This window comes from Amycolatopsis sp. NPDC059657, from assembly GCF_042734395.1.
GTDB lineage: Bacteria > Actinomycetota > Actinomycetes > Mycobacteriales > Pseudonocardiaceae > Amycolatopsis.
In genome coordinates this window covers 1-17,502 of record NZ_JBHWEB010000041.1, presented here as the reverse complement: position 1 = coordinate 17,502, position 17,502 = coordinate 1, and the positions used below count along the sequence as shown (strand labels likewise).

20 protein-coding genes are annotated in these 17,502 nt (G+C 70.0%); 11 read left to right on the top strand and 9 right to left on the bottom strand.

From position 1 onward, the window contains the following. The first annotated feature begins 81 nt into the window (after nucleotides 1-81). Genes ACFV15_RS22485 through ACFV15_RS22470 form a run of 4 tightly spaced genes read left to right on the top strand, consistent with a single transcriptional unit; the run spans nucleotide 82 to nucleotide 3,371 of the window. Nucleotides 82-333 (top strand): PLD nuclease N-terminal domain-containing protein, encoded by a 252-nt coding sequence (locus tag ACFV15_RS22485; RefSeq protein WP_378352539.1) that lies wholly within the window; start codon nucleotides 82-84, stop codon nucleotides 331-333. 4 nt (nucleotides 334-337) lie between these two features. After that, on the top strand, nucleotides 338-997 hold the full coding sequence (locus ACFV15_RS22480; protein WP_378352538.1) for a phosphoribosyltransferase: 660 nt from the start codon (nucleotides 338-340) through the stop codon (nucleotides 995-997). A gap of 17 nt (nucleotides 998-1,014) precedes the next feature. Then, on the top strand, nucleotides 1,015-2,436 hold the full coding sequence (locus ACFV15_RS22475) for a glycosyltransferase (RefSeq protein WP_378352537.1): 1,422 nt from the start codon (nucleotides 1,015-1,017) through the stop codon (nucleotides 2,434-2,436). Next, nucleotides 2,433-3,371, top strand: a complete 939-nt coding sequence (locus ACFV15_RS22470; RefSeq protein WP_378352536.1) for a galactose-1-phosphate uridylyltransferase — start codon at nucleotides 2,433-2,435, stop codon at nucleotides 3,369-3,371. The genes ACFV15_RS22475 and ACFV15_RS22470 overlap by 4 nt, the downstream gene beginning before the upstream one ends. Here the strand turns inward: ACFV15_RS22470 and ACFV15_RS22465 are convergent. The 6 genes from ACFV15_RS22465 to ACFV15_RS22440 form a co-directional block, all read right to left on the bottom strand. After that, nucleotides 3,346-4,167 carry a universal stress protein gene (locus ACFV15_RS22465; protein ID WP_378352535.1) on the bottom strand — a complete coding sequence of 274 codons (822 nt, stop codon included), beginning with the start codon at nucleotides 4,165-4,167 and terminating at the stop codon, nucleotides 3,346-3,348. The two genes, ACFV15_RS22470 and ACFV15_RS22465, sit on opposite strands and share 26 nt — an antisense overlap. Further along, nucleotides 4,167-4,589 carry an OsmC family protein gene (locus ACFV15_RS22460; RefSeq protein WP_378352534.1) on the bottom strand — a complete coding sequence of 141 codons (423 nt, stop codon included), beginning with the start codon at nucleotides 4,587-4,589 and terminating at the stop codon, nucleotides 4,167-4,169. Before ACFV15_RS22460 ends, ACFV15_RS22465 begins: the two co-directional genes overlap by 1 nt. A gap of 97 nt (nucleotides 4,590-4,686) precedes the next feature. Next, on the bottom strand, nucleotides 4,687-5,421 hold the full coding sequence (locus ACFV15_RS22455; RefSeq protein ID WP_378352533.1) for an ABC transporter permease: 735 nt from the start codon (nucleotides 5,419-5,421) through the stop codon (nucleotides 4,687-4,689). Beyond that, a complete protein-coding gene (locus ACFV15_RS22450) occupies nucleotides 5,418-6,134 on the bottom strand; it encodes an ABC transporter ATP-binding protein (protein WP_378352532.1) in 717 nt (238 codons plus the stop codon). Before ACFV15_RS22450 ends, ACFV15_RS22455 begins: the two co-directional genes overlap by 4 nt. Continuing rightward, the gene (locus ACFV15_RS22445; protein ID WP_378352531.1) at nucleotides 6,131-7,516 is read right to left on the bottom strand and encodes an MBL fold metallo-hydrolase RNA specificity domain-containing protein; all 1,386 of its coding nucleotides are present in this window, start codon (nucleotides 7,514-7,516) and stop codon (nucleotides 6,131-6,133) included. The genes ACFV15_RS22450 and ACFV15_RS22445 overlap by 4 nt, the downstream gene beginning before the upstream one ends. A gap of 19 nt (nucleotides 7,517-7,535) precedes the next feature. Continuing rightward, entirely contained in the window at nucleotides 7,536-8,522 is a 987-nt protein-coding gene (locus ACFV15_RS22440; RefSeq protein ID WP_378352530.1) for an Acg family FMN-binding oxidoreductase, read from the bottom strand. A gap of 198 nt (nucleotides 8,523-8,720) precedes the next feature. Here ACFV15_RS22440 and ACFV15_RS22435 point away from each other — a divergent pair, with 198 nt between their 5' ends. Then, nucleotides 8,721-9,377, top strand: a complete 657-nt coding sequence (locus ACFV15_RS22435; RefSeq protein WP_378352529.1) for a response regulator — start codon at nucleotides 8,721-8,723, stop codon at nucleotides 9,375-9,377. Nucleotides 9,378-9,389: 12 nt separating this feature from the next. Here ACFV15_RS22435 and ACFV15_RS22430 read toward each other — a convergent pair whose 3' ends face one another. The 3 genes from ACFV15_RS22430 to ACFV15_RS22420 all read right to left on the bottom strand — a co-directional run bounded on the left by ACFV15_RS22430 (nucleotide 9,390) and on the right by ACFV15_RS22420 (nucleotide 13,400). Next, complete coding sequence (locus ACFV15_RS22430; RefSeq protein ID WP_378352528.1) at nucleotides 9,390-11,114, bottom strand: GAF domain-containing protein; 1,725 nt, start codon at nucleotides 11,112-11,114, stop codon at nucleotides 9,390-9,392. Between the two features lie 26 nt (nucleotides 11,115-11,140). Then, nucleotides 11,141-12,196 (bottom strand): Acg family FMN-binding oxidoreductase, encoded by a 1,056-nt coding sequence (locus ACFV15_RS22425; RefSeq protein ID WP_378352527.1) that lies wholly within the window; start codon nucleotides 12,194-12,196, stop codon nucleotides 11,141-11,143. 94 nt (nucleotides 12,197-12,290) lie between these two features. After that, nucleotides 12,291-13,400, bottom strand: a complete 1,110-nt coding sequence (locus ACFV15_RS22420; RefSeq protein ID WP_378352526.1) for a lycopene cyclase family protein — start codon at nucleotides 13,398-13,400, stop codon at nucleotides 12,291-12,293. Between the two features lie 150 nt (nucleotides 13,401-13,550). Here ACFV15_RS22420 and ACFV15_RS22415 point away from each other — a divergent pair, with 150 nt between their 5' ends. The 6 genes from ACFV15_RS22415 to ACFV15_RS22390 all read left to right on the top strand — a co-directional run bounded on the left by ACFV15_RS22415 (nucleotide 13,551) and on the right by ACFV15_RS22390 (nucleotide 17,407). Beyond that, nucleotides 13,551-14,432, top strand: a complete 882-nt coding sequence (locus ACFV15_RS22415; protein ID WP_378352525.1) for a universal stress protein — start codon at nucleotides 13,551-13,553, stop codon at nucleotides 14,430-14,432. Then, entirely contained in the window at nucleotides 14,429-15,121 is a 693-nt protein-coding gene (locus ACFV15_RS22410; RefSeq protein WP_378352524.1) for a CBS domain-containing protein, read from the top strand. Before ACFV15_RS22415 ends, ACFV15_RS22410 begins: the two co-directional genes overlap by 4 nt. A gap of 125 nt (nucleotides 15,122-15,246) precedes the next feature. Further along, complete coding sequence (locus tag ACFV15_RS22405) at nucleotides 15,247-15,699, top strand: hypothetical protein (RefSeq protein ID WP_378352523.1); 453 nt, start codon at nucleotides 15,247-15,249, stop codon at nucleotides 15,697-15,699. Between the two features lie 22 nt (nucleotides 15,700-15,721). Next, complete coding sequence (locus ACFV15_RS22400; protein ID WP_378352522.1) at nucleotides 15,722-16,273, top strand: hypothetical protein; 552 nt, start codon at nucleotides 15,722-15,724, stop codon at nucleotides 16,271-16,273. 1 nt (nucleotide 16,274) lies between these two features. Then, the gene (locus tag ACFV15_RS22395) at nucleotides 16,275-16,598 is read left to right on the top strand and encodes a hypothetical protein (RefSeq protein WP_378352521.1); all 324 of its coding nucleotides are present in this window, start codon (nucleotides 16,275-16,277) and stop codon (nucleotides 16,596-16,598) included. Continuing rightward, the gene (locus ACFV15_RS22390) at nucleotides 16,595-17,407 is read left to right on the top strand and encodes a slipin family protein (RefSeq protein ID WP_378352520.1); all 813 of its coding nucleotides are present in this window, start codon (nucleotides 16,595-16,597) and stop codon (nucleotides 17,405-17,407) included. The genes ACFV15_RS22395 and ACFV15_RS22390 overlap by 4 nt, the downstream gene beginning before the upstream one ends. Nucleotides 17,408-17,502 lie beyond the last annotated feature (95 nt).

Below are 17,502 nucleotides of genomic sequence, written 5' to 3'. Positions count from 1 at the left end.
TTCGGGCGGCAGGGACCAACGACCCTCGCTGCCGATCACGCCACGAAAGACCCTGGAACGACGAAAGGTAAGGAGCAGCCGATGAACCAGCGCCGATGGCGGGACCTCAGTCCCCGATCACGCGGCAACATCGCCTTCGCGGCCGGTGTCCAGCTCACCCTCGCGGCCGTCGCGTGGACCGACCTCGCGGTCAGGCCCGCCAGTGAGATCCGCGGCCCGAAACGGATGTGGGCCTGGGTGATCGCGATCAACTTCCTCGGCCCGCTCGCCTATCTGAGCTTCGGGCGGCGGCCGATGAACCCGGCAGCGTACGAACCGTCCACAAAGGAGTAAGCGGATGCGGTACCGCGATCGGCGTGACGCCGGCGAGCAGCTCGCCGCGCGCCTGCGCTACCTGCGTGGCCACCACCCGCTGGTGCTCGGCATGCCGCGTGGCGGCGTGCTCGTCGCAGGCGAAATCGCCGACACACTGGCCGCGCCGCTCGATGTGCTGCTGACCCGCGAGATCCACGCGCCGTCGCACCCGGAGATCGTGGTCGGTGCGGTCGGCGAGAGCGGCGTCGTGGTCACCGAGCATCGCGTCGTCAGGGACCTGGGGCTCAGCGGGGACGAGTTCACCGAGGCGGCGAACCGCGAACGGGCCGAGCTCGCCAGGCAGGCCGCCGTCTACCACCGGGTGCGCCACCCGCACCCGGTCGGCGGTCAGGTCGTCGTGCTCGTCGACGACGGCGTGACGACCGGTTCTCCGGCGCGCGCCGCGATCCGGGTGCTCCGCGCGCGGGGCGTCGGACACCTCGTGTTCGCCGTGCCCGTCGGCCCGCTGGGCGTGCTGGACGACCTGGCCCGCAGCGTGGACCGGCTGGTGTGCCCGCGCCCGCTGCGCTGGATGCACGCCGTCAAGAACTCGTACCAGGACTTCAGGCGGATCGGCGACGAGGAAGTGCTCACGCTGCTCGGCGCGGAGCACCCCGGATCCATCGCCGCGCCGAGCCATTGACCACGGGGAGGAACTCCATGCTGCAGAACGTCGATGTCGGCGACCTGTCCATCTCGGCCTATCGGACGGTCGCGCCTGACGAGATCATGGAACCGCTGCTCGAGGTGGCCGCCGGGCTGCGTGGCGCGCGGGTGCTGCACCTCAGCGCGACTCCGTACGGCGGCGGTGTTTCGGAACTGCTGCGTTCGGTGGTGCCGTTGTACAACGACCTCGGTATCGACACCACCTGGAAGATCATCAGTGGCAAGCCGCCCTTCTTCGGGGTGACCAAGAAGCTGCACAACGCGCTGCAGGGCGCCACGGCGCCGATCACCACGGCGGACCGCGAGCTCTACGAGGACACCTCGGAGCGCAACGGCGCCGAGCTGGCCGCGGATCCGCAGTTCCGGGACTTCGATTTCGTGTTCGTGCACGACCCGCAGCCCAGCGCCGTGCTGTCCTATGTGGACCACGGCAGCGCGTACTGGATCTGGCGCTGTCACGTCGACACCTCCGCGCCGAACCCGGAGGCCTGGAACTATCTGCGTGGCTTCGTGGACCGCTACGACGGTTCCGTGTTCACCATGGCCCAGTTCGTCCCGCCCGACCTGCCAGGCAAGCGGGTCGACATCATCCCGCCCGCGATCGATCCGCTGAGCCCCAAGAACATGTCGCTCGACGACCGCACCGCGCACGCCGTGCTGAACTGGATCGGCATCGACCCGGCACGGCCGCTGATCACCCAGGTGTCCCGGTTCGATCCGTGGAAGGACCCGCTCGGCGTGATCGAGGCGTTCCGGCTGGTGCGCCGTGAGGTGCCCGGTGTCCAGCTGGCGCTCGTCGGTTCCATGGCGCTCGACGACCCCGAAGCGTGGGACGTCTACCGCAAGATCACCGACGAGAGCTCGGGTGATCCTGACATCCACGTGTTCACCAACCTGACCGGCGTCGGCAACATCGAGGTGAACGCCTTCCAGCGGATCTCCAGCGTGATGGTGCAGAAGTCGATCAGGGAGGGCTTCGGGCTCATCGTGTCCGAGGCCCTGTGGAAGGGCACGCCGATGGTGGCGGGCGACGCGGGCGGCATCCCGCTGCAGATGGCCGACGACGCGGGCGGTGTGCTCGTCGACTCGGTGCCGGAATGCGCCTCGGCGCTCACCGAACTGCTCACCGACCGGGCACGCGCCGCGGCGCTGGGCGCGGCAGGGCACGAGCGCGTCCGCAAGCACTTCCTGCTGCCCAGGCTGCTGCTCGACGAGCTGAGCCTGCTCAGCGGCCTTTCCAAGGGCATACCGGCCGGCGAACTGGCCACCGCGGGCGACCATCGCGACCCGGTGTGCGGGATGACCACCTACGCGGCGGATCCCGCGCTCGTGACCGAGCACAACGGACAGACGTTCCGGTTCTGCTCCGAACGCTGCAAGCGGCTCTTCGCCTCGATCGGGGTGAGGAACCGATGAGCGTCGAGCGGTGGCACGGCGGCGAGCTCCGCTGGGACCACCTGACCCGGAACTGGGTGATCGTGGCGCCCGGCCGGGCCGCCAGGCCGCATCGCCGGGCAGGCGACAGCTGCCCGTTCTGCCCAGGCCCCGACGAGGACACCCCGCCGGAGACCTGGCGGCTGCCCGCGGGCAGCGGCCAGTCGTGGCGGGTCCGCGCGGTACCCAACCGGTACGCGCTGTCCGACCGGCACGAGGTCGTCATCGAGTCGCCGAGCCACGGCTGGGACCTGGCCACCGCGTCCGCCGCCGAGGCGGCCGACGTGCTGCACGCGTGGCAGCACCGGCATCGCGCGCTGCGAGAGGGAACCGCGCAGGTCGTGGTGTTCCGCAACCGGGGGCGCGCGGCAGGCACCTCGCTGTCGCACTCGCATTCCCAGGTGGCGGGGCTGCCCACGCTGTCCCCGTCGGCTCGGCGCGAGCTGGAGGCGCTGCGTGAGCATCATCGGGCGACCGGACGCCGGTTCGCCGACGACCTGCTCGACGGCGCGCTGTCCTCGGGCGACCGGATCGTGTTCGCCAACGACCGGGTGGTCGCCTCGGCTCCGTTCGCACCCGTCGCGGACTTCGAGGTCCAGCTGCTGCCGACGATCCCGCGCGCGGACTTCACCGCGGTACCCGCCGACGAACTCTGCGCGGTCGCACTGGCACTGCGGACCGTGCTGGGCGCGCTGCGCGGCGAACTCGGCGATCCCGCGTACAACCTCGTGCTGAACACCGCGCCCACCGGCATGGAGGACGCCCCGTTCCTCACCTGGTCGCTGCGGATCGTGCCCCGGCTGACGATCGCCGCCGGGCTCGAGCTGGCCACCGGGATCCCGGTCGTCACCACCCCACCGGAACGCGCCGCCGCCAGGCTCCGCGCCAGGATCACGCACCCGGTGCGCACCGGCTGACCGGCACCACGGCGACCGGGCACTGGGCGTTGTCGAGCACGCCATGGCTGGTGCACCCGAGAATCGTCCGGCCGCGCAGCCGCCTGCGTCGCGAGCCGACCACGACCAGGCAGGCGTGGTCGGCTTCGGCCAGCACACCCTTCGCGGTGTGCTGCGCGCGGACCAGCACCGGCCGCACGTCCCCGGTGGCCAGGCCGGACACGCAGCGTTCGAGCAGCGCCCGTTCGGCTTCTTCGGCCCTGTCCCAGACCCGGACCGCGACCAGCGGGCGCCCTCGCGACGAGGCCGCCCGCGCGGCGAAGTCCAGTGCGGCGAGCCCGTCAGGGCCGTCGTCGACGCCCACGACCACGGGTCCGGTGTACGGCGGCGCCGAGACGAAGTCCGCGCCGCGGACGATCACCGACGGACCCGCCGCACCGGCCGCGACCGCTCTGGCCACCAGTCCGATGAACGACCCGCCGGTCTTGCCGATGCCCCACGCGCCCACCACGGTCAGGCAGGCGGACGCCGACTCCTCGATCATCTTCGTCGCGGGCTCGCCCGATTGCAGGTCGCACCAGATGGAAACGCCGGGAGCGGACGCACGTGCCGCCTCCGCGGCTTCGCGCAGCCACAGTCTTCCCGGTTCGCGGGCCGCGCTCTCGTAGCGTGACGGCACCGGGTGCCTGGCGTGCACCAGCCGCAACGAGGTCTTCCGCAGCGCGGCTTCTCCGGCGGCCCAGCGCGCGGCGTGCAGGGCGGCACCGGAGCCGTCGACGCCGGCGAGCACGGGCAGCGGGTACGGCTCGGCGGCCATCAGCAGCCCGCGCCGACGGGAACCATGCTCGGCTCCGAGATCTCGACCGCCACACGCGGCGGGTGCCGGAGCGTGTTGTGCACCGTGCAGTGGTCGATCGCGGCCAGCAGGCGTTCCTGCTGAGCGGGCTCGAGCGGCGCGGGCAGCAGCATGGTCAGCTCGATCCGCCCGACACTGGCCGGGTTCGCGCGCATCGACCACCGGCAGCGGACCGCGAGGCCGTCCGACGGCAGGCCCTCGCCGCGCAGGTGGCTCACGCCGTAGTGCGCCGCGCACGCGGCCAGCGCCATCACCAGCAGCTCGACCGGCGTCGGCCCGATCTCGATGCCCTCGTCCGACGGCTGGTCGACGAGGATCACATGGTCGCGGGTTTCGGTCCGGTACTTGTCGTCGGCCAGGTGGGTCACCGTGATCGTCGCCATGGTCTTCTCCGTTCGGCTCCGGTTTTCCCCAGCCTCTCGCGGCACCGCGCTCATTTCGAGGGGCGGAAGTCCTTGCCCGGCAAGCGAAACGTCCCGGTCACGGGGTACGGCGGCGCAACGTCGCCGCACCGAGCACCAGCGCCAGCACCGCGCAGCAGGCCACGATCAGCATGTTCCGCAGCAGCACCCCGTCCACCTCGGCGGACCGCGCCACCTGGGTGAGCGCGTCGACCGCGTAGGACAGTGGCAGCACGTCGGACGCCGCGTTCAGCAGCCAGCCCATGGCGCCACGCGGGACGAACAGCCCGCACAGCAGGAACTGGGGCAGCACGATCACCGGCATGAACTGGATCGCCTGGAACTCGGTGCGCGCGAACGCGCTGACGAACAGCCCGAGCGCGGTGCCGAGCAGCGCGTCCAGCGTGGTGATCAGCAGCAGTGTCCACATCGAACCGGTGATCGCCAGGCCCAGCCAGGCCAGCGAAACACTCACCGCGACGGTGACCTGGACGACCGCGAGCAGCCCGAACGCGAGCGCGTAGCCGAAGACCAGGTCCAGCTTGCCGATCGGCATGGTCATCAGCCGCTCGAGTGTCCCTGTCGTCCGTTCGCGCAGCGTGGTGATCGAGGTGATCAGGAACATGATGGTGAACGGGAAGATGCCCAGCAGCGCCGGCGCGATCCCGCTGAACCGCTGCGCGGAGTTGAGCACGAAGCGCAGGAGCACCATCAGCACGGTCGGCATCGCGATGAGCAGCGCGACCGCGCGCGGGTCGTGGCGGAGCTGGGTGAGGATGCGGCGGAAGGTCGCGAACGTCGCGGTGGAGCTCATCGGTCGACCTCTTTCTTGACCAGCCTCAGAAAAGCCTGCTCCAGATCCGGTGTGCCGGTCCGCTGGCGCAGCCCGTCCGGGGTTCCGTCGGCGAGCAGCAGGCCGTCGCGCATCATCAGCAGCCGCGAGCAGCGCGCCGCCTCGTCCATCACATGACTGGAGATCAGCAGCGTCACCCCGGCCGCCGCCAGTTCGCGGAACATCGCCCACAGCTCGTCGCGCAGCTCCGGATCCGAACCGACGGTCGGCTCGTCGAGCACGAGCAGCTCGGGGGTTCCCAGCAGTGCGACGGCCAGGTTCGCCCGCCCGCGCTGCCCGCCGGAGAGCCGCCCGATCAACGTGGTCTCACAGCCGGTGAGCCCGGCCTTGGCGATCACCTCGTCCACATCGGACCTCCGGGCGCCGAGCACGGTCGCGAAGTAGCGCAGTGCCTCGGCGACCGTGAGATCGGCGTAGAGCGCGGGTTCCTGTGTCGCGTAGCCGATGCGGTTTCGCAGCACCCGGCTTCCGGCCGGATGACCGAGCACGGTCACGCTGCCTGCCTCGACGATCTGCACCCCGACGATCGACCGCATCAGTGTGGTCTTGCCGCAGCCGTTCGGCCCGATCAGGCCGGTGACACTCCCGCGCGGGACCTCGAAGCCGATGCCGCTGAGCACTTCGCGGCCACCCCGCACGACCCGCAGGCCGCGCACCTCGATCGCCGCGCTCACAACAGCACCCGCTCACCGTCGCGCGGCACGACCGCGGACCACCCGTAGTCGGAACTCAGCCGCTCGGCGACGGCCGCCGAACCCTCTGGCTCGCCGTGCACGAGGTAGGTCGTCGAGGGCTGTTCACCCTTGGTGGCCCAGGTCAGCAGCTCATTGGCATCGGCGTGCGCGCTGAAGGCGTCGATCTGGACGACGTCCGCACGCACGGTGACATAGCGGCCGTGGATCTTGATCTGGCGCGCGCCGGACGCCAGCTGCCGCGATCTGGTGCCCGCCGCCGCGAAGCCCACGATCAGCACTGTGTGCCGTTCGTTGGGGAGCATGTGCTCCAGGTGGTGCAGCACCCGGCCTCCGGTGGCCATGCCGGACGCGGAGATGATGATCGACGGCATCCGAGGGTTGTTGATCCGCATGGAGTCCTCGACTGTCCGCACCTCGTTCAGGTGCCCGGCGGCCAGCGGATCGTGGCCTGAGAACTCAGGACGCGTTTCCGGCCACCGCTCGCGCAACGCCTCGCGGTAGACGCGCAGCGTCGCGAGCGCCATCGGGCTGTCGACGTAGACGGGAAGGTCCGGGATCGCGTTGTCGTGCTTAAGTTTCTTGAGCGCGTTCAGCATGACTTCGGTGCGGTCCACCGCGAACGCCGGTATCAGCACACTGCCGCCGCGCCGCGCGGTCTGCCGGATCGTCCGTGCGAGGCGGTCCATCGCCTCCGCGTCGTGGTGGGACCGGTTGCCGTAGGTGGACTCCAGCACCAGCGTGTCGCAGTCGGGACGTGGCTGCGGCGCGCGCAGCAGGCTGTGGGTCGGCCTGCCGAGGTCGCCGCTGAACACCGCGGTCCTGTCGCCCGCGGTGAGCCGTACCCATGCGGAACCGAGGATGTGGCCCGCCTGGCCGAACTCGAACGACACACCGGGAGCTATGTCGACCGGCGTTCCATAGTGGACGGTCTCGAGCAGTCCGATCGCCTTGGCCGCGTCATGCGCGTCGTACAGCGGGAGCGCCGGGCGATGCTTCGACCAGCCGTACTTGTTGGCGTGCAAGGCTTCCTCGGTCATCAGGTGCGCACTGTCGTTGAGCACGATCGGCACCAGCCCCGCCGAACCCGGGGTGACGTACACCGGCCCGCGCCAGCCCGCCTTCGCGAGCACCGGGAGGTAGCCGCAGTGGTCGAGGTGGGCGTGGGTGATCACGACGGCGTCCACCGAGGCGAGTTCCGCTGGCATGGACCGCCAGTTGCGCCGCCGCAGCTCGGAAAGTCCCTGGAAGAGACCGCAGTCGACGAGCACGCGTGCCTCGGGCGTCTCGACGAGGTACTTGCTTCCGGTCACCGTGCCCGCGCCGCCGTGGAACGTCAGCGCCACGCTGGGTGCGCCATTCATGGTCTCTCCCTGTCGAAGTTCATCGGAGTAATTCGCCGACACCGCGTCGCGGGCTCGGCGGCGCGGCGCCTGACGCGTGTCCGACGCGCAGCAGCGCCTGCGGATAGCCGCGCAGTTCCAGCTCGTCGCGCAGCGCGGCCCGGAACTCGCCGAGGTGCAGCGGCTGGGTCAGCACCGAAGCGGCCAGCCCGGCGTCGACTGCGGTCAGCCAGGCGCGTTCGAGCGCGTACCCGGCATGCAGATGGTCGGCACGGGAATCACCGTCGGTGACGAAAACCAGCAAGGTCTCGTCCGCCAGGCGCCGCCGCAGGACCATCCGGTCGGGCAGCGCGGTGGCCGGGCGGATGAGCCCGGCCCACGGCAGCGAACCCGGTGGAATGCAGCTGGCGGCGATCCCGGCGCCGTGCCGGTGCGAACGCTCGTCACGAATGGTCCACATCGACAGCTCGCGCTGGTAGCCGATGTTGTGCTGATAGGCATGAGCGGCCCGTTCGAGCTGGTCGGCGACCACGCCGAGTTCGATCTCGTCACGGACAGGCCTGGCACGGACCCCGCTCACGCCCGCCGCGGCGAGCAGATCGGCCAGGTCGTAGTCCGACACGGGCACCCCGTTGAACGGCAGCCGGTAGCTGCGTCGTCGTGAAATCGCCGAGTACAGGTGCAGGTCGGCCGCCTGCGGGACCGCGTGGCCGCGGACGGTGACCGTGGCCACCACCTCCGGCCTCATCGGGTCCGGCAGGAGGCTGGTCGAGATCCGCCTGCCGAGCGCCCGCATCCCCAGCTCGAGGTTGAGCAGCGCCGTGCCGCAGGAAATCGTGCGGTCGCGGCCTGCCGGGTCGTGGTGCATCACCGCGACGTCCTGGCGTTCGGTGAGCAGGACACGCTCGCCGTCGATCTCCAGACGCCACGGCTGGATGTTGTGCACCGACGGCGCCCGGAGTGTCGCCCTGGCCAGCACGTCGGTCTCGGCGGCGGTCCACTCGGCGATAGGTGTTTGCCTGCTCATGCCTTCACGATCCGCGTCGCGGCGGAGCGCCACTGGGTGCGGAGGGCACCGCTCGAAGGGACCTAGTGCCCCAGTGATCACCGACGATCGACCCGGCTAGGGCACAAGGTCCCGATCACCCGGGCCATCACGACCGGTACCACGGCCCGTCGCCGGTAGTACGGTGAACTCGCGGCGGAAAGAGGAAGGTGGTTCGTCATGGCGACACAGGTGTTCCTGGTCGACGATCACGAGATCGTGCGACGCGGGCTGGCCGATCTGCTCGGCAGCGAAGACGACATCGAAATCATCGGCGAAGCCTCGTCGGTGAGCGAAGCGCTCACGCGGGTACCCAGCAGCGGAGCCGACGTCGCCGTGCTCGACATCAGGCTGCCTGACGGAAACGGCGTCGAACTGTGCCGCGAACTGCTGGACACCGTGCCGAAGCTGCGCTGCCTGATGCTCACCTCGTACGCCGACGACGAAGCGTTGTTCAACGCGATCATGGCGGGCGCGTCCGGGTTCGTGCTCAAGCAGGTGCTCGGCAACGACCTGGTGTCCGCGATCCGCACCGTCGCCGCCGGCGGCTCGCTGCTCGACACCAGGACGACTTCCGCGCTGCTCAACCGGATCCGCCGCGACCGCGACAACAGCGACCCGGTTTCCGCGCTGTCCGAGCAGGAACGGGCCGTCTTCGACCTCATCGGCGAGGGACTGACGAACCGGGAAATCGGTGAGCGGCTTTTCCTCGCCGAAAAGACCGTCAAGAACTACGTTTCGCGGCTGCTCGCGAAACTCGGCATGCAGCGCCGGACTCAGGCCGCGGTGCTGGCCACGGAATTACGTCGAGGACCGGCAGGCCCGCCGCCCGAATAGAAACACCCCGGCTCAGGTGAGCGGAACCCGCCAGACCACGCGGGTGCCACCTGACGGGCGTCTTTCGAACAGCACCGTGCCGCCGCCTTGTTCCGCTCGCCGTTTGAGGTTGTCCAGCCCGCTGCGACGCCCGCCGTCGGGAATGCCCATGCCGTTGTCGGCGACCTCGATGACCAGTTCCTCTCCCGCCGAGACGTCGACGGTGATCTCGTCACCGCCGGAGTGGCGGAGCGCGTTGCTCAGCGCCTCTCGGGTGACGGCCTCCGCGTGCTCGTGCAGGTCGGCGGGCACCAAAGTGTCTACAGCTCCGGAGATGCGCACCGAGGGCGCGACCGGGGAGTCCGTGGTCAGGTCCGAGACCGCGTCGAGCAGGCGCCGCCGGAGACTCGTGGTCTCGTCGGCGCCGGAGGTGTGCAGGTCGAAGATCGAGGTCCGGATCTCGCGTACCGTGCGGTCCAGCTGCTCGACACCGAGCGCCACCCGGCTGCGGGCATGCTCGTCGTCCACCCGCCGCAGGATGCTCTGCAGGCTCATCCCGGTGGAGAACAGCCGCTGGATGACGTGGTCGTGCAGGTCCTGCGCGATCCGGTCGCGGTCGGCGAGCACGTCCAGCAGCCGCTGGTTGCGCTGCTTCTCCGCGAACTCCAGCGCCACCGAGGCCTGGTCGGCGAACGAGGACAGCATCGGCAGCTGATCGGCCTTGAACTGCTCACCGCCCTTGTCCCGCACCGCGAGCAGGATCCCGCCGACCCCTTCCCTGCTGTTCAGCGGCACGGCGGCGGCCGGTCCGAAGCCCGCCGCCACCGCGCCGGGTTCCGTGGGGAACACCCCCTCCAGATCGGGGATCAACTGGGTGTGGCCGGTGGCCAGCACCTCGTCGATCGCCGGGTGCCGCGCGGCCATGCCCGAGCCGACGAGCAGGCTTGCCCGCTCCCCCGCGGCCGCGCTCACCGTCATCGACGGCTCACCGCCGTTCTCGGCCAGCAATATCAACGCGCCGTCGGCCTCGACCAGCTCGCGGACCCGCTCGACGATCAGGTTCAGGCTCTCGGTGACCGAGGTGCCGCCGAGCAGCTTGCCGTTGATCTCCGCGACCGCCTCGAGCCAGCGTTCCCGTGTCCTGGACTTCTCGAACAGGCGTGCGTTGTCGATCGCCACCCCCGCGGCGGCGGCGAGCGACTTCAGCACCACCTCGTCGTCGGCGGTGAACTCCGCCGCGCCACGTTTCTCGGTCATGTACAGGTTGCCGAAGATCTTGTCCCGTACCCGCACCGGCACGCCGAGGAAGCTGCGCATCGGCGGGTGGTTGGCAGGGAACCCGACCGAGGCCGGATGCTGGGACAGGTCCGGGACCCGCACCGGCTGCGGATCCTCGATGAGCAGCCCGAGCAGCCCTCGGCCCTCCGGGAGGTGCCCCATATGCGACCTGGTCTCGGCGTCGATGCCGACGTAGACGAACTCCGAGAGGCCCTCCTCGTCAGCGAGTACGCCGAGCGCCCCGTAGCGGGCGTCGACGAGTTCCACCGCGGCCTGCACGATCCGCTGCAGCGTGGAGTCGAGCTCGAGGCCGGTGGCGACGGCGAGCACCGCGTCGAGCAGACCCTGCAGCCGGTCCCTGGTCTTGACGATCTCGCTGAGCCGATCCTGCACCTCGTGCAGCAGCTCGTCGAGACGGAGCGCGGCCAGCACCCCCGACGGGGAGGGGAGGTCCCCGGTCACGTCCGGTTCGGCCGGCATACGTGTGACTCCGCTCGATAGGGCGGTCACCCGTCGTGGCCACTCGACCGCCAGCGTTCCACTGACTGTCGACCTTGCCAAGCCGCCGGGCCCTGATCGACACCGATCGGCTGCCCGGCATTCGGACCATCGCCGTGCGTCAAGCGTTCCACCGGCCACCGGGGACTGCGCCGGACCGGGCCCGCCGGATGACCGAGCCGCATGATCAGCTGCGGAAATCCTGGTAGTGAGAGCCTTTCCGACAGTTCCGCGCGTATGTTGCGGACGTGCAAGGGTTGCGTGAGCACGGATCCGGCGAGCTCATTGTCCACAGCGGACAGCCAGGCTCGCTGCATCGCCAGCCCGGTGCGCACATGATCGGCGCGCTCGTCGTTTTCGGTGCAGAACACCAGAATGACATCGTTTTCCATCCTGGCGGCCAAAGCGAGCGCGTCCGGGATCCGGCTTTCCGGGCGGACGAGGCCCGCCCATGGCGGACCGGCCCGGCTGTATCCGGGTTCCAGCACCCCGGCACCGACCCCGTCCGGGCGCCAGGCCGTGGTCCACGCGGCGAGTTCGGCTTGATAGCCCGCGTCACCCTGGATGATTTTCGCCGCCCGCTCCACAATCACGGCGAGCGGGTGCACCTCGTCCTCCTCGACGAGCCGAACCCGCACCTCGTCGCCCGCGAAGCCGACGACCCGCGAAAGCACGTCTTCGGACACGGCCACCGAAGCGAACGCACGGCGATGGCTGCGCCTGCGCGAGATCGCCGTGTACAGGTGCAGCTCGAAGGCGCCAGGCGGTTCCCGCAGGACGCCGGTGACCGCGCCTGCCCACGGCGGGATCGCTTCGGTTTCCAGGTTCGCCCGCCAGCCGAGCACCCGTACGGCCAGCCACAGGTTCGCGAGCGCGGCGCCGCATGAGATCAGTCGGTCGCGGCCGTCCGGATCATGGTGGCTCAGTGCGAACTCGGGCCGCTCGGCCAGCTCCGCGCGCCGGTCGGCCAGCTTGAGCTCCCACGGTTGCGTGTTGTGCACAGACGGCGCCCGTGTCACTGCCCGTGCGAGCACCTCGACCTCGTCCTCTGACCATGTCGTCACCCACGCCCCCTTTGATCGGTGCCCGCTTCAGCTTCAGGGCCAGCGCCGCGGCACGAGAGTGCCCGAGTGCCCGAGCGGCCAGGGTCTTTCGGCCCTAATCGGACAGTTTCCTCCGGCGTGACACCGCACCCAGGTAGACCGACGCGGGCAGTTTCGCGAACAAGCGCGCTTCCTGCCCGATCGAGGTGTCCTCGTCGAGGAACTTGAGCACCGGCTCGGCGGAGGCACGGTCGAACAGCGCCGCGAACGCGCGCTCCAGCTGCGGCGGGTCGTGCGTGATCACGTCGAGCAGCGCTCCGTCGAAGAGCCGGTGCCTCGGCCGTGGCTCGGGGATCGCGAACGGATGCCCGTGCTCGGCCAGCGAGCGCGCGATGGCCGCACTGTCGCGTTGGATCCGCTGATAGGCGTAGCCGGTGGAGGCTTTCACCATGCCCGCCTTCGCCCCGATCGTGAGCGCCCGGCCTCGACGACGGGACGGCGCCTTCGCCACCAGCGGCAACGATGCGCTCTCCTCGCGCCGGACGGTGTACTCCGTGCCGATGACCTCGGCCAGGTACTCCGCCAACGCCGCTCGCTGAGCTTCCGGCCGCGCGGTCTCTTCGGCGGCGAAGGCGGTGTGCTCGACGAGCGCGTCGTGCGGGCTTTCGGGAAGGACGTAGAGGAAGCTCGCCGCCTGCCGCTGGGAGGTGCGGAAGTCGAAGAAGGTCGGCACTGCCGGATCGAACGCGGGCCGATCCGTGTGCAGACGCCAGCCTCGGAACACCAGCCACGCGTCGGCGGCTTCCGTCCGCCTGGGAACGCTGTCGAAGACCCACTCGGCGGGCATCAGCGTCCCGTCCACGACCACCCCGTCGCCGGTGACCTCGTCCACGTGTCCTTTGTGGACCGAGAAGCCGGGCCTCGTGCCGGTCAGCGCGGCGACGGCCGACGCGTGATCCGCGCCACGGACCACCTGGTAGCGGTAGCGGCCCAGCCCGAGTGTCCGGTGAACGCCTCCGGCATGGACGCGGACGCGGTCGAAGCGGCGGGAGACCGCGGTGTCGAGCAAGCCCCGCCGGGTGGTCCAGGACGCCCACTCGGCCGTCGCCAGCGGATTGTGCCGGTCGTCGACCATCACCACCGGACCGGCGCAGCGGGGCTCGGCCGCGAGATGGGCCGCGAGCATGCTTCCGCTGAGCCCACCGCCCGCGATCACGATCGTCATGCCGCCAGTGCACTCCGCGGCCGGGTGGCGCGGAAGTGGCCACGGTCGCGGCGGAGGTCCCGCGAACCAGGGACCTACGACACCAGAAGGCGACCGCACGGCCGACCTAGTTTCGGTGCAGTTCCGCAAACCCAGACGGGAGTGTCCATCATGAGCATCGTCGTCGGCATCGACGGGTCGGAAGGCGCGCGGAAGGCCGCGCGCTGGGCCGCGCTGGCGGCCGCACGCCACCACACCTCGGTCACCCTCATCCACGCGCTCGGCTATCCGGAGCTCTACGGCGGCCAGGTCGTGCCGCCCCCGGAAGGTCTCAAAGACGACCTGCGCCAGCGCGGCTGGAAACTGCTGCGGGAGGCCCGTACCGCGGCCGGTTCCGTGCCAGGCGTCGAGGTGCGGACCGAACTCCGCACCGATTCCGCCGCGCCGGTGCTGGTCGACGCGTCCGAGAAGGCCGAGCTGGTCGTGGTGGGCGAATCCGGGCACAACAGGGCGACCGCGGTACTCGGCTACTCGGTCACCACCGCGGTCGCCGCGCACGCACACTGCCCGGTCGTCTCGGTGCGCGGCGACGGCTGGGACAGGCCGTCCGCGAAGGACCTTCCGGTGGTCGTCGGCGTGGACGGGAGCCCGCTGAGCGAGCTCGCCGTCGCGACCGCGTTCCGCGAGGCCGACGCGCTCGGCGCGGAACTCGTCGCGATCCACGCGTGGGGAACCGACAACACCGTCCGAGTGTTCGGCGAAGCCGCCTACGAATTCGAATGGGCGCCGCTGGCCGAAGGTGAACGCCGCCTGCTCTCGGAGCGGCTCGCCGGCTGGTGCGAGAAGTATCCCGACGTCACCGTCCGCCAGGTCGTGGCGCAGGACTCGCCCGCGCATGAGCTGGCTCAGTGGAGCCGGAAAGCCCAGCTGGTCGTCGTCGGCAGCAGGGGCAGGGGTGGCTTCACCGGGCTGCTGCTCGGCTCCACGAGTCAGTCCCTCATCCACCACGCGGCCTGCCCGGTCCTGATCGCCCGTCAGGAGAACCCGTCATGAACCGGGAGACCCCCTTGCGCACCACTGTTTCCGACGTGATGACCACGGACCCGATCGCGGTCACGGCCGGCACCTCGTACAAGCACATCGCCGAAATACTGGGCGCCTGGCAGATCAGCGCGGTGCCGGTGATCGACGACGAAGGCGCGCCGGTCGGCGTGGTCTCCGAGGCCGACCTGCTCGCCAAGGTCCGTGCGACTCAGCCGCGAAAGCTCGCCGGAGCGCGAGCGCGCCATGACCGGTCGAAGTCGCGGGCACTGGTCGCGGCCGACCTCATGACGTCCCCCGCACGGACCATCGGCGCAGGCAGTCCGGTGGCCGCCGCGGCCAACAAGCTGGCGGGCGCCGGAATCAAGCGGTTGTTCGTCGTCGCCGACGGGAAACTGGTCGGCGTGGTCTCCCGCCGTGACCTGCTCAAGGCATTCCGGCGTTCTGACGAGCTCATCCGCGAGGACATCGAGCGGGAAGTGTTCCAGCAGGCGCTGGAGGTTCGGCCCGGCATGGCCGCGGTGACCGTCGAGGACGGTGTGGCGACGCTCATCGGCAGGCTCGACTGCCGTGGCGACGTGGCGCGCGCCGGGCTGCTGGCCGCGTCCGTGCCCGGAGTCGTCGAGCTGCGGAACCGGCTCGATTTCGTCTGGGACGACAACGGCGAGCGGCCGCTCCATCCGGCACTGCTCGGCATGTGACCTTGGTCCCGGCCCGGGTGATCCGCCCGGCGCCGGGAACGGGAGCTGCGCCTCTAAGTGACGGCCGTCACACCGAGACACGATAGACGCAGACAGTCAGTCGTCGACCGGAAGCGAGGCACCCCATGTCCACTCAGCCGCACTCGCAGCTCAGCCAGGCAGTGCTTCCCTTGCGCCGCAACCGACGCGACCGGCTCGCACTGCACCCCGCCGACCACGTCGACGCCCGCTACGCGGACCTGGCCGACCGGCGGCTGGCGATCACTCTGTCCACAGAGGACCGCGACGAGGAGAACGGGCTCGACCCGATGGAACGCACCACCTGCCGTACCCACCGCCGCTGGCTGCACCAGTGCGTCTCGTCGCCGCTGCACGTCATCATCGTCACCGGCCACCGCTGGTGCCGTGACTGCGAATGCGCGCTGACCGTCGCCGTCGACCAGCTGGCAGGCGACGTCTCCCTGAACTGCCCCCGCTGCCACCGGGCGCCGGACAACCGCGCCACCCGGCAGGTCATCCGCGCCGTCCGCGCGAGCCTGGCCGCCGCCGCGGACCCCGGCTTCCAGATGAGCATGTGAAACCGATTCGAAGGAGAGAACCGTGTCACTGCACGAAGAAACCAGGATCCCAGTCCACCAGGCCGCCCGCGAGCCCGGTACGGGGGCGCGAGCACTCGCGGTGCTGCGCATCGGCACCGGCCTGCTGTTCCTCTGGGCGTTCCTGGACAAGACCTTCGGCTGGGGCTATGCCACCGGTTCGGCGGGCGCCTGGGTCAACGGCGGCTCCCCCACCAAGGGCTTCCTCAGCCGTGTCGAGGTCGGCCCGTTCGCCGACACCCTGCACACCTGGGCGGGCACCTGGTGGGCCGACTGGTTGTTCATGCTCGGCCTGCTCGGCATCGGCCTCGCCGTCACCGCCGGGATCGGGCTGCGCCTGTCCGCGATCGCGGGCACGGTCATGATGCTGCTGATGTGGATCGCCGAATGGCCGCTCGCCCGCACCACGTCCTCGGGCAAGCCGACCATGTCGACCAACCCGATCATCGACTACCACATCATCTACGCACTCGTCCTGATCGCGCTGGCAGCCACGGCCGCGGGCGCCACCTGGGGACTCGGCCGCCTCGTCGAGAAGACCCCCTGGCTCCGCTGACATGACGCCACCGACGCGGGTCAAGGCATTGGCAGGCGACCTCTACGCGCTGCTTTCCGAGATGGGCACGCGTGACTACGAAGCGCTGATCGAGGCCGAGTACGCCACGCCCAGCGACCTGGTCACGCACGCCCGCAGCGGCGACGGCCTGGTCAGCACGATCACCAGGCCGTCGCGGCCCACTCTCCTGATCTACGGCGGCTGCACCGCTGCCCAGATCAGGCAGGACCTGGCGGCCCGCGGCCTGGGTTCGCCGCCCATCACCTGGGTGCCCGCGTCGGCCTGGTCGCACGAACATCCCTTCCGAGAACGGAGTTCCCCATGAGTACCTGGCTTATCGTCGTCATCGCGGTCGCGGTGGCGCTGCTGGGATTGTCACTGCGCATTGTCAAACAGTACGAGCAGGGTGTGCTGTTCAGGCTGGGCCGAGTCGTCGGCGTGCGCGAACCCGGCCTGCGGTTGATCATCCCGATCATCGACGTGCTGCACCGGGTTTCACTGCGTATCGTCACGATGCCGATCCAGTCGCAGGGGATCATCACCCGCGACAACGTCAGCGTCGACGTCTCCGCGGTCGCCTACTTCCGGGTGGTGGACGCGGTGAAGTCCGTGGTGGCCATCGAAAACGTCCGCGCGGCGATCGACCAGATCGCGCAGACGACGTTGCGGAAGGTCGTCGGCCAGCACACGCTCGACGAGACACTGTCGGAGACCGACCGGATCAACCTCGACATCCGCCAGATCCTCGACGTCACCACGGTCGAATGGGGTGTCGAGGTGACTTTGGTGGAGCTGAAGGACATCCAGCTCCCGGACTCGATGAAGCGGGCCATGGCCAAGCAGGCCGAGGCCGAGCGGGAGAAGCGCGCCAAGATCATCAACGCCGAGGGCGAATCCCAGGCCGCCGCCGCACTCGGCGAGGCGTCGGACACGATGATGGCGCACCCGCTCGCTCTGCAGCTGCGGAACCTGCAGAGCCTGGTCGAAATCGGCGTCGACAAGAACACCACGGTCGTGTTCCCGGCTCCGCTGATGAGCACCATCGGCGAACTCGGCTCGTTCCTGTCCCGCGAAGCGACGGCGGCGACCGAGCAGTCCTCGCCGATCGTCGCGGTGCCCGCCCAGACCCGCTGAACGGACTCGTGAGTGGTACGGCCGGGTATTAACAGGCCGAACAAACAACCTAGCAAAATACACAAAAACAGCCCCGCCCCGTAAACCCAAGCACC

Bases quoted from the DNA above. Each gene is read 5' to 3' on its own strand.
- ACFV15_RS22485 (WP_378352539.1), top strand. From the start codon at position 82: ATGAACCAGCGCCGATGGCGGGACCTCAGTCCCCGATCACGCGGCAAC.
- ACFV15_RS22480 (WP_378352538.1), top strand. From the start codon at position 338: ATGCGGTACCGCGATCGGCGTGACGCCGGCGAGCAGCTCGCCGCGCGC.
- ACFV15_RS22475 (WP_378352537.1), top strand. From the start codon at position 1,015: ATGCTGCAGAACGTCGATGTCGGCGACCTGTCCATCTCGGCCTATCGG.
- ACFV15_RS22470 (WP_378352536.1), top strand. From the start codon at position 2,433: ATGAGCGTCGAGCGGTGGCACGGCGGCGAGCTCCGCTGGGACCACCTG.
- ACFV15_RS22465 (WP_378352535.1), bottom strand. From the start codon at position 4,167: ATGGCCGCCGAGCCGTACCCGCTGCCCGTGCTCGCCGGCGTCGACGGC.
- ACFV15_RS22460 (WP_378352534.1), bottom strand. From the start codon at position 4,589: ATGGCGACGATCACGGTGACCCACCTGGCCGACGACAAGTACCGGACC.
- ACFV15_RS22455 (WP_378352533.1), bottom strand. From the start codon at position 5,421: ATGAGCTCCACCGCGACGTTCGCGACCTTCCGCCGCATCCTCACCCAG.
- ACFV15_RS22445 (WP_378352531.1), bottom strand. From the start codon at position 7,516: ATGAATGGCGCACCCAGCGTGGCGCTGACGTTCCACGGCGGCGCGGGC.
- ACFV15_RS22440 (WP_378352530.1), bottom strand. From the start codon at position 8,522: ATGAGCAGGCAAACACCTATCGCCGAGTGGACCGCCGCCGAGACCGAC.
- ACFV15_RS22435 (WP_378352529.1), top strand. From the start codon at position 8,721: ATGGCGACACAGGTGTTCCTGGTCGACGATCACGAGATCGTGCGACGC.
- ACFV15_RS22430 (WP_378352528.1), bottom strand. From the start codon at position 11,114: ATGCCGGCCGAACCGGACGTGACCGGGGACCTCCCCTCCCCGTCGGGG.
- ACFV15_RS22420 (WP_378352526.1), bottom strand. From the start codon at position 13,400: ATGACGATCGTGATCGCGGGCGGTGGGCTCAGCGGAAGCATGCTCGCG.
- ACFV15_RS22415 (WP_378352525.1), top strand. From the start codon at position 13,551: ATGAGCATCGTCGTCGGCATCGACGGGTCGGAAGGCGCGCGGAAGGCC.
- ACFV15_RS22410 (WP_378352524.1), top strand. From the start codon at position 14,429: ATGAACCGGGAGACCCCCTTGCGCACCACTGTTTCCGACGTGATGACC.
- ACFV15_RS22405 (WP_378352523.1), top strand. From the start codon at position 15,247: ATGTCCACTCAGCCGCACTCGCAGCTCAGCCAGGCAGTGCTTCCCTTG.
- ACFV15_RS22395 (WP_378352521.1), top strand. From the start codon at position 16,275: ATGACGCCACCGACGCGGGTCAAGGCATTGGCAGGCGACCTCTACGCG.
- ACFV15_RS22390 (WP_378352520.1), top strand. From the start codon at position 16,595: ATGAGTACCTGGCTTATCGTCGTCATCGCGGTCGCGGTGGCGCTGCTG.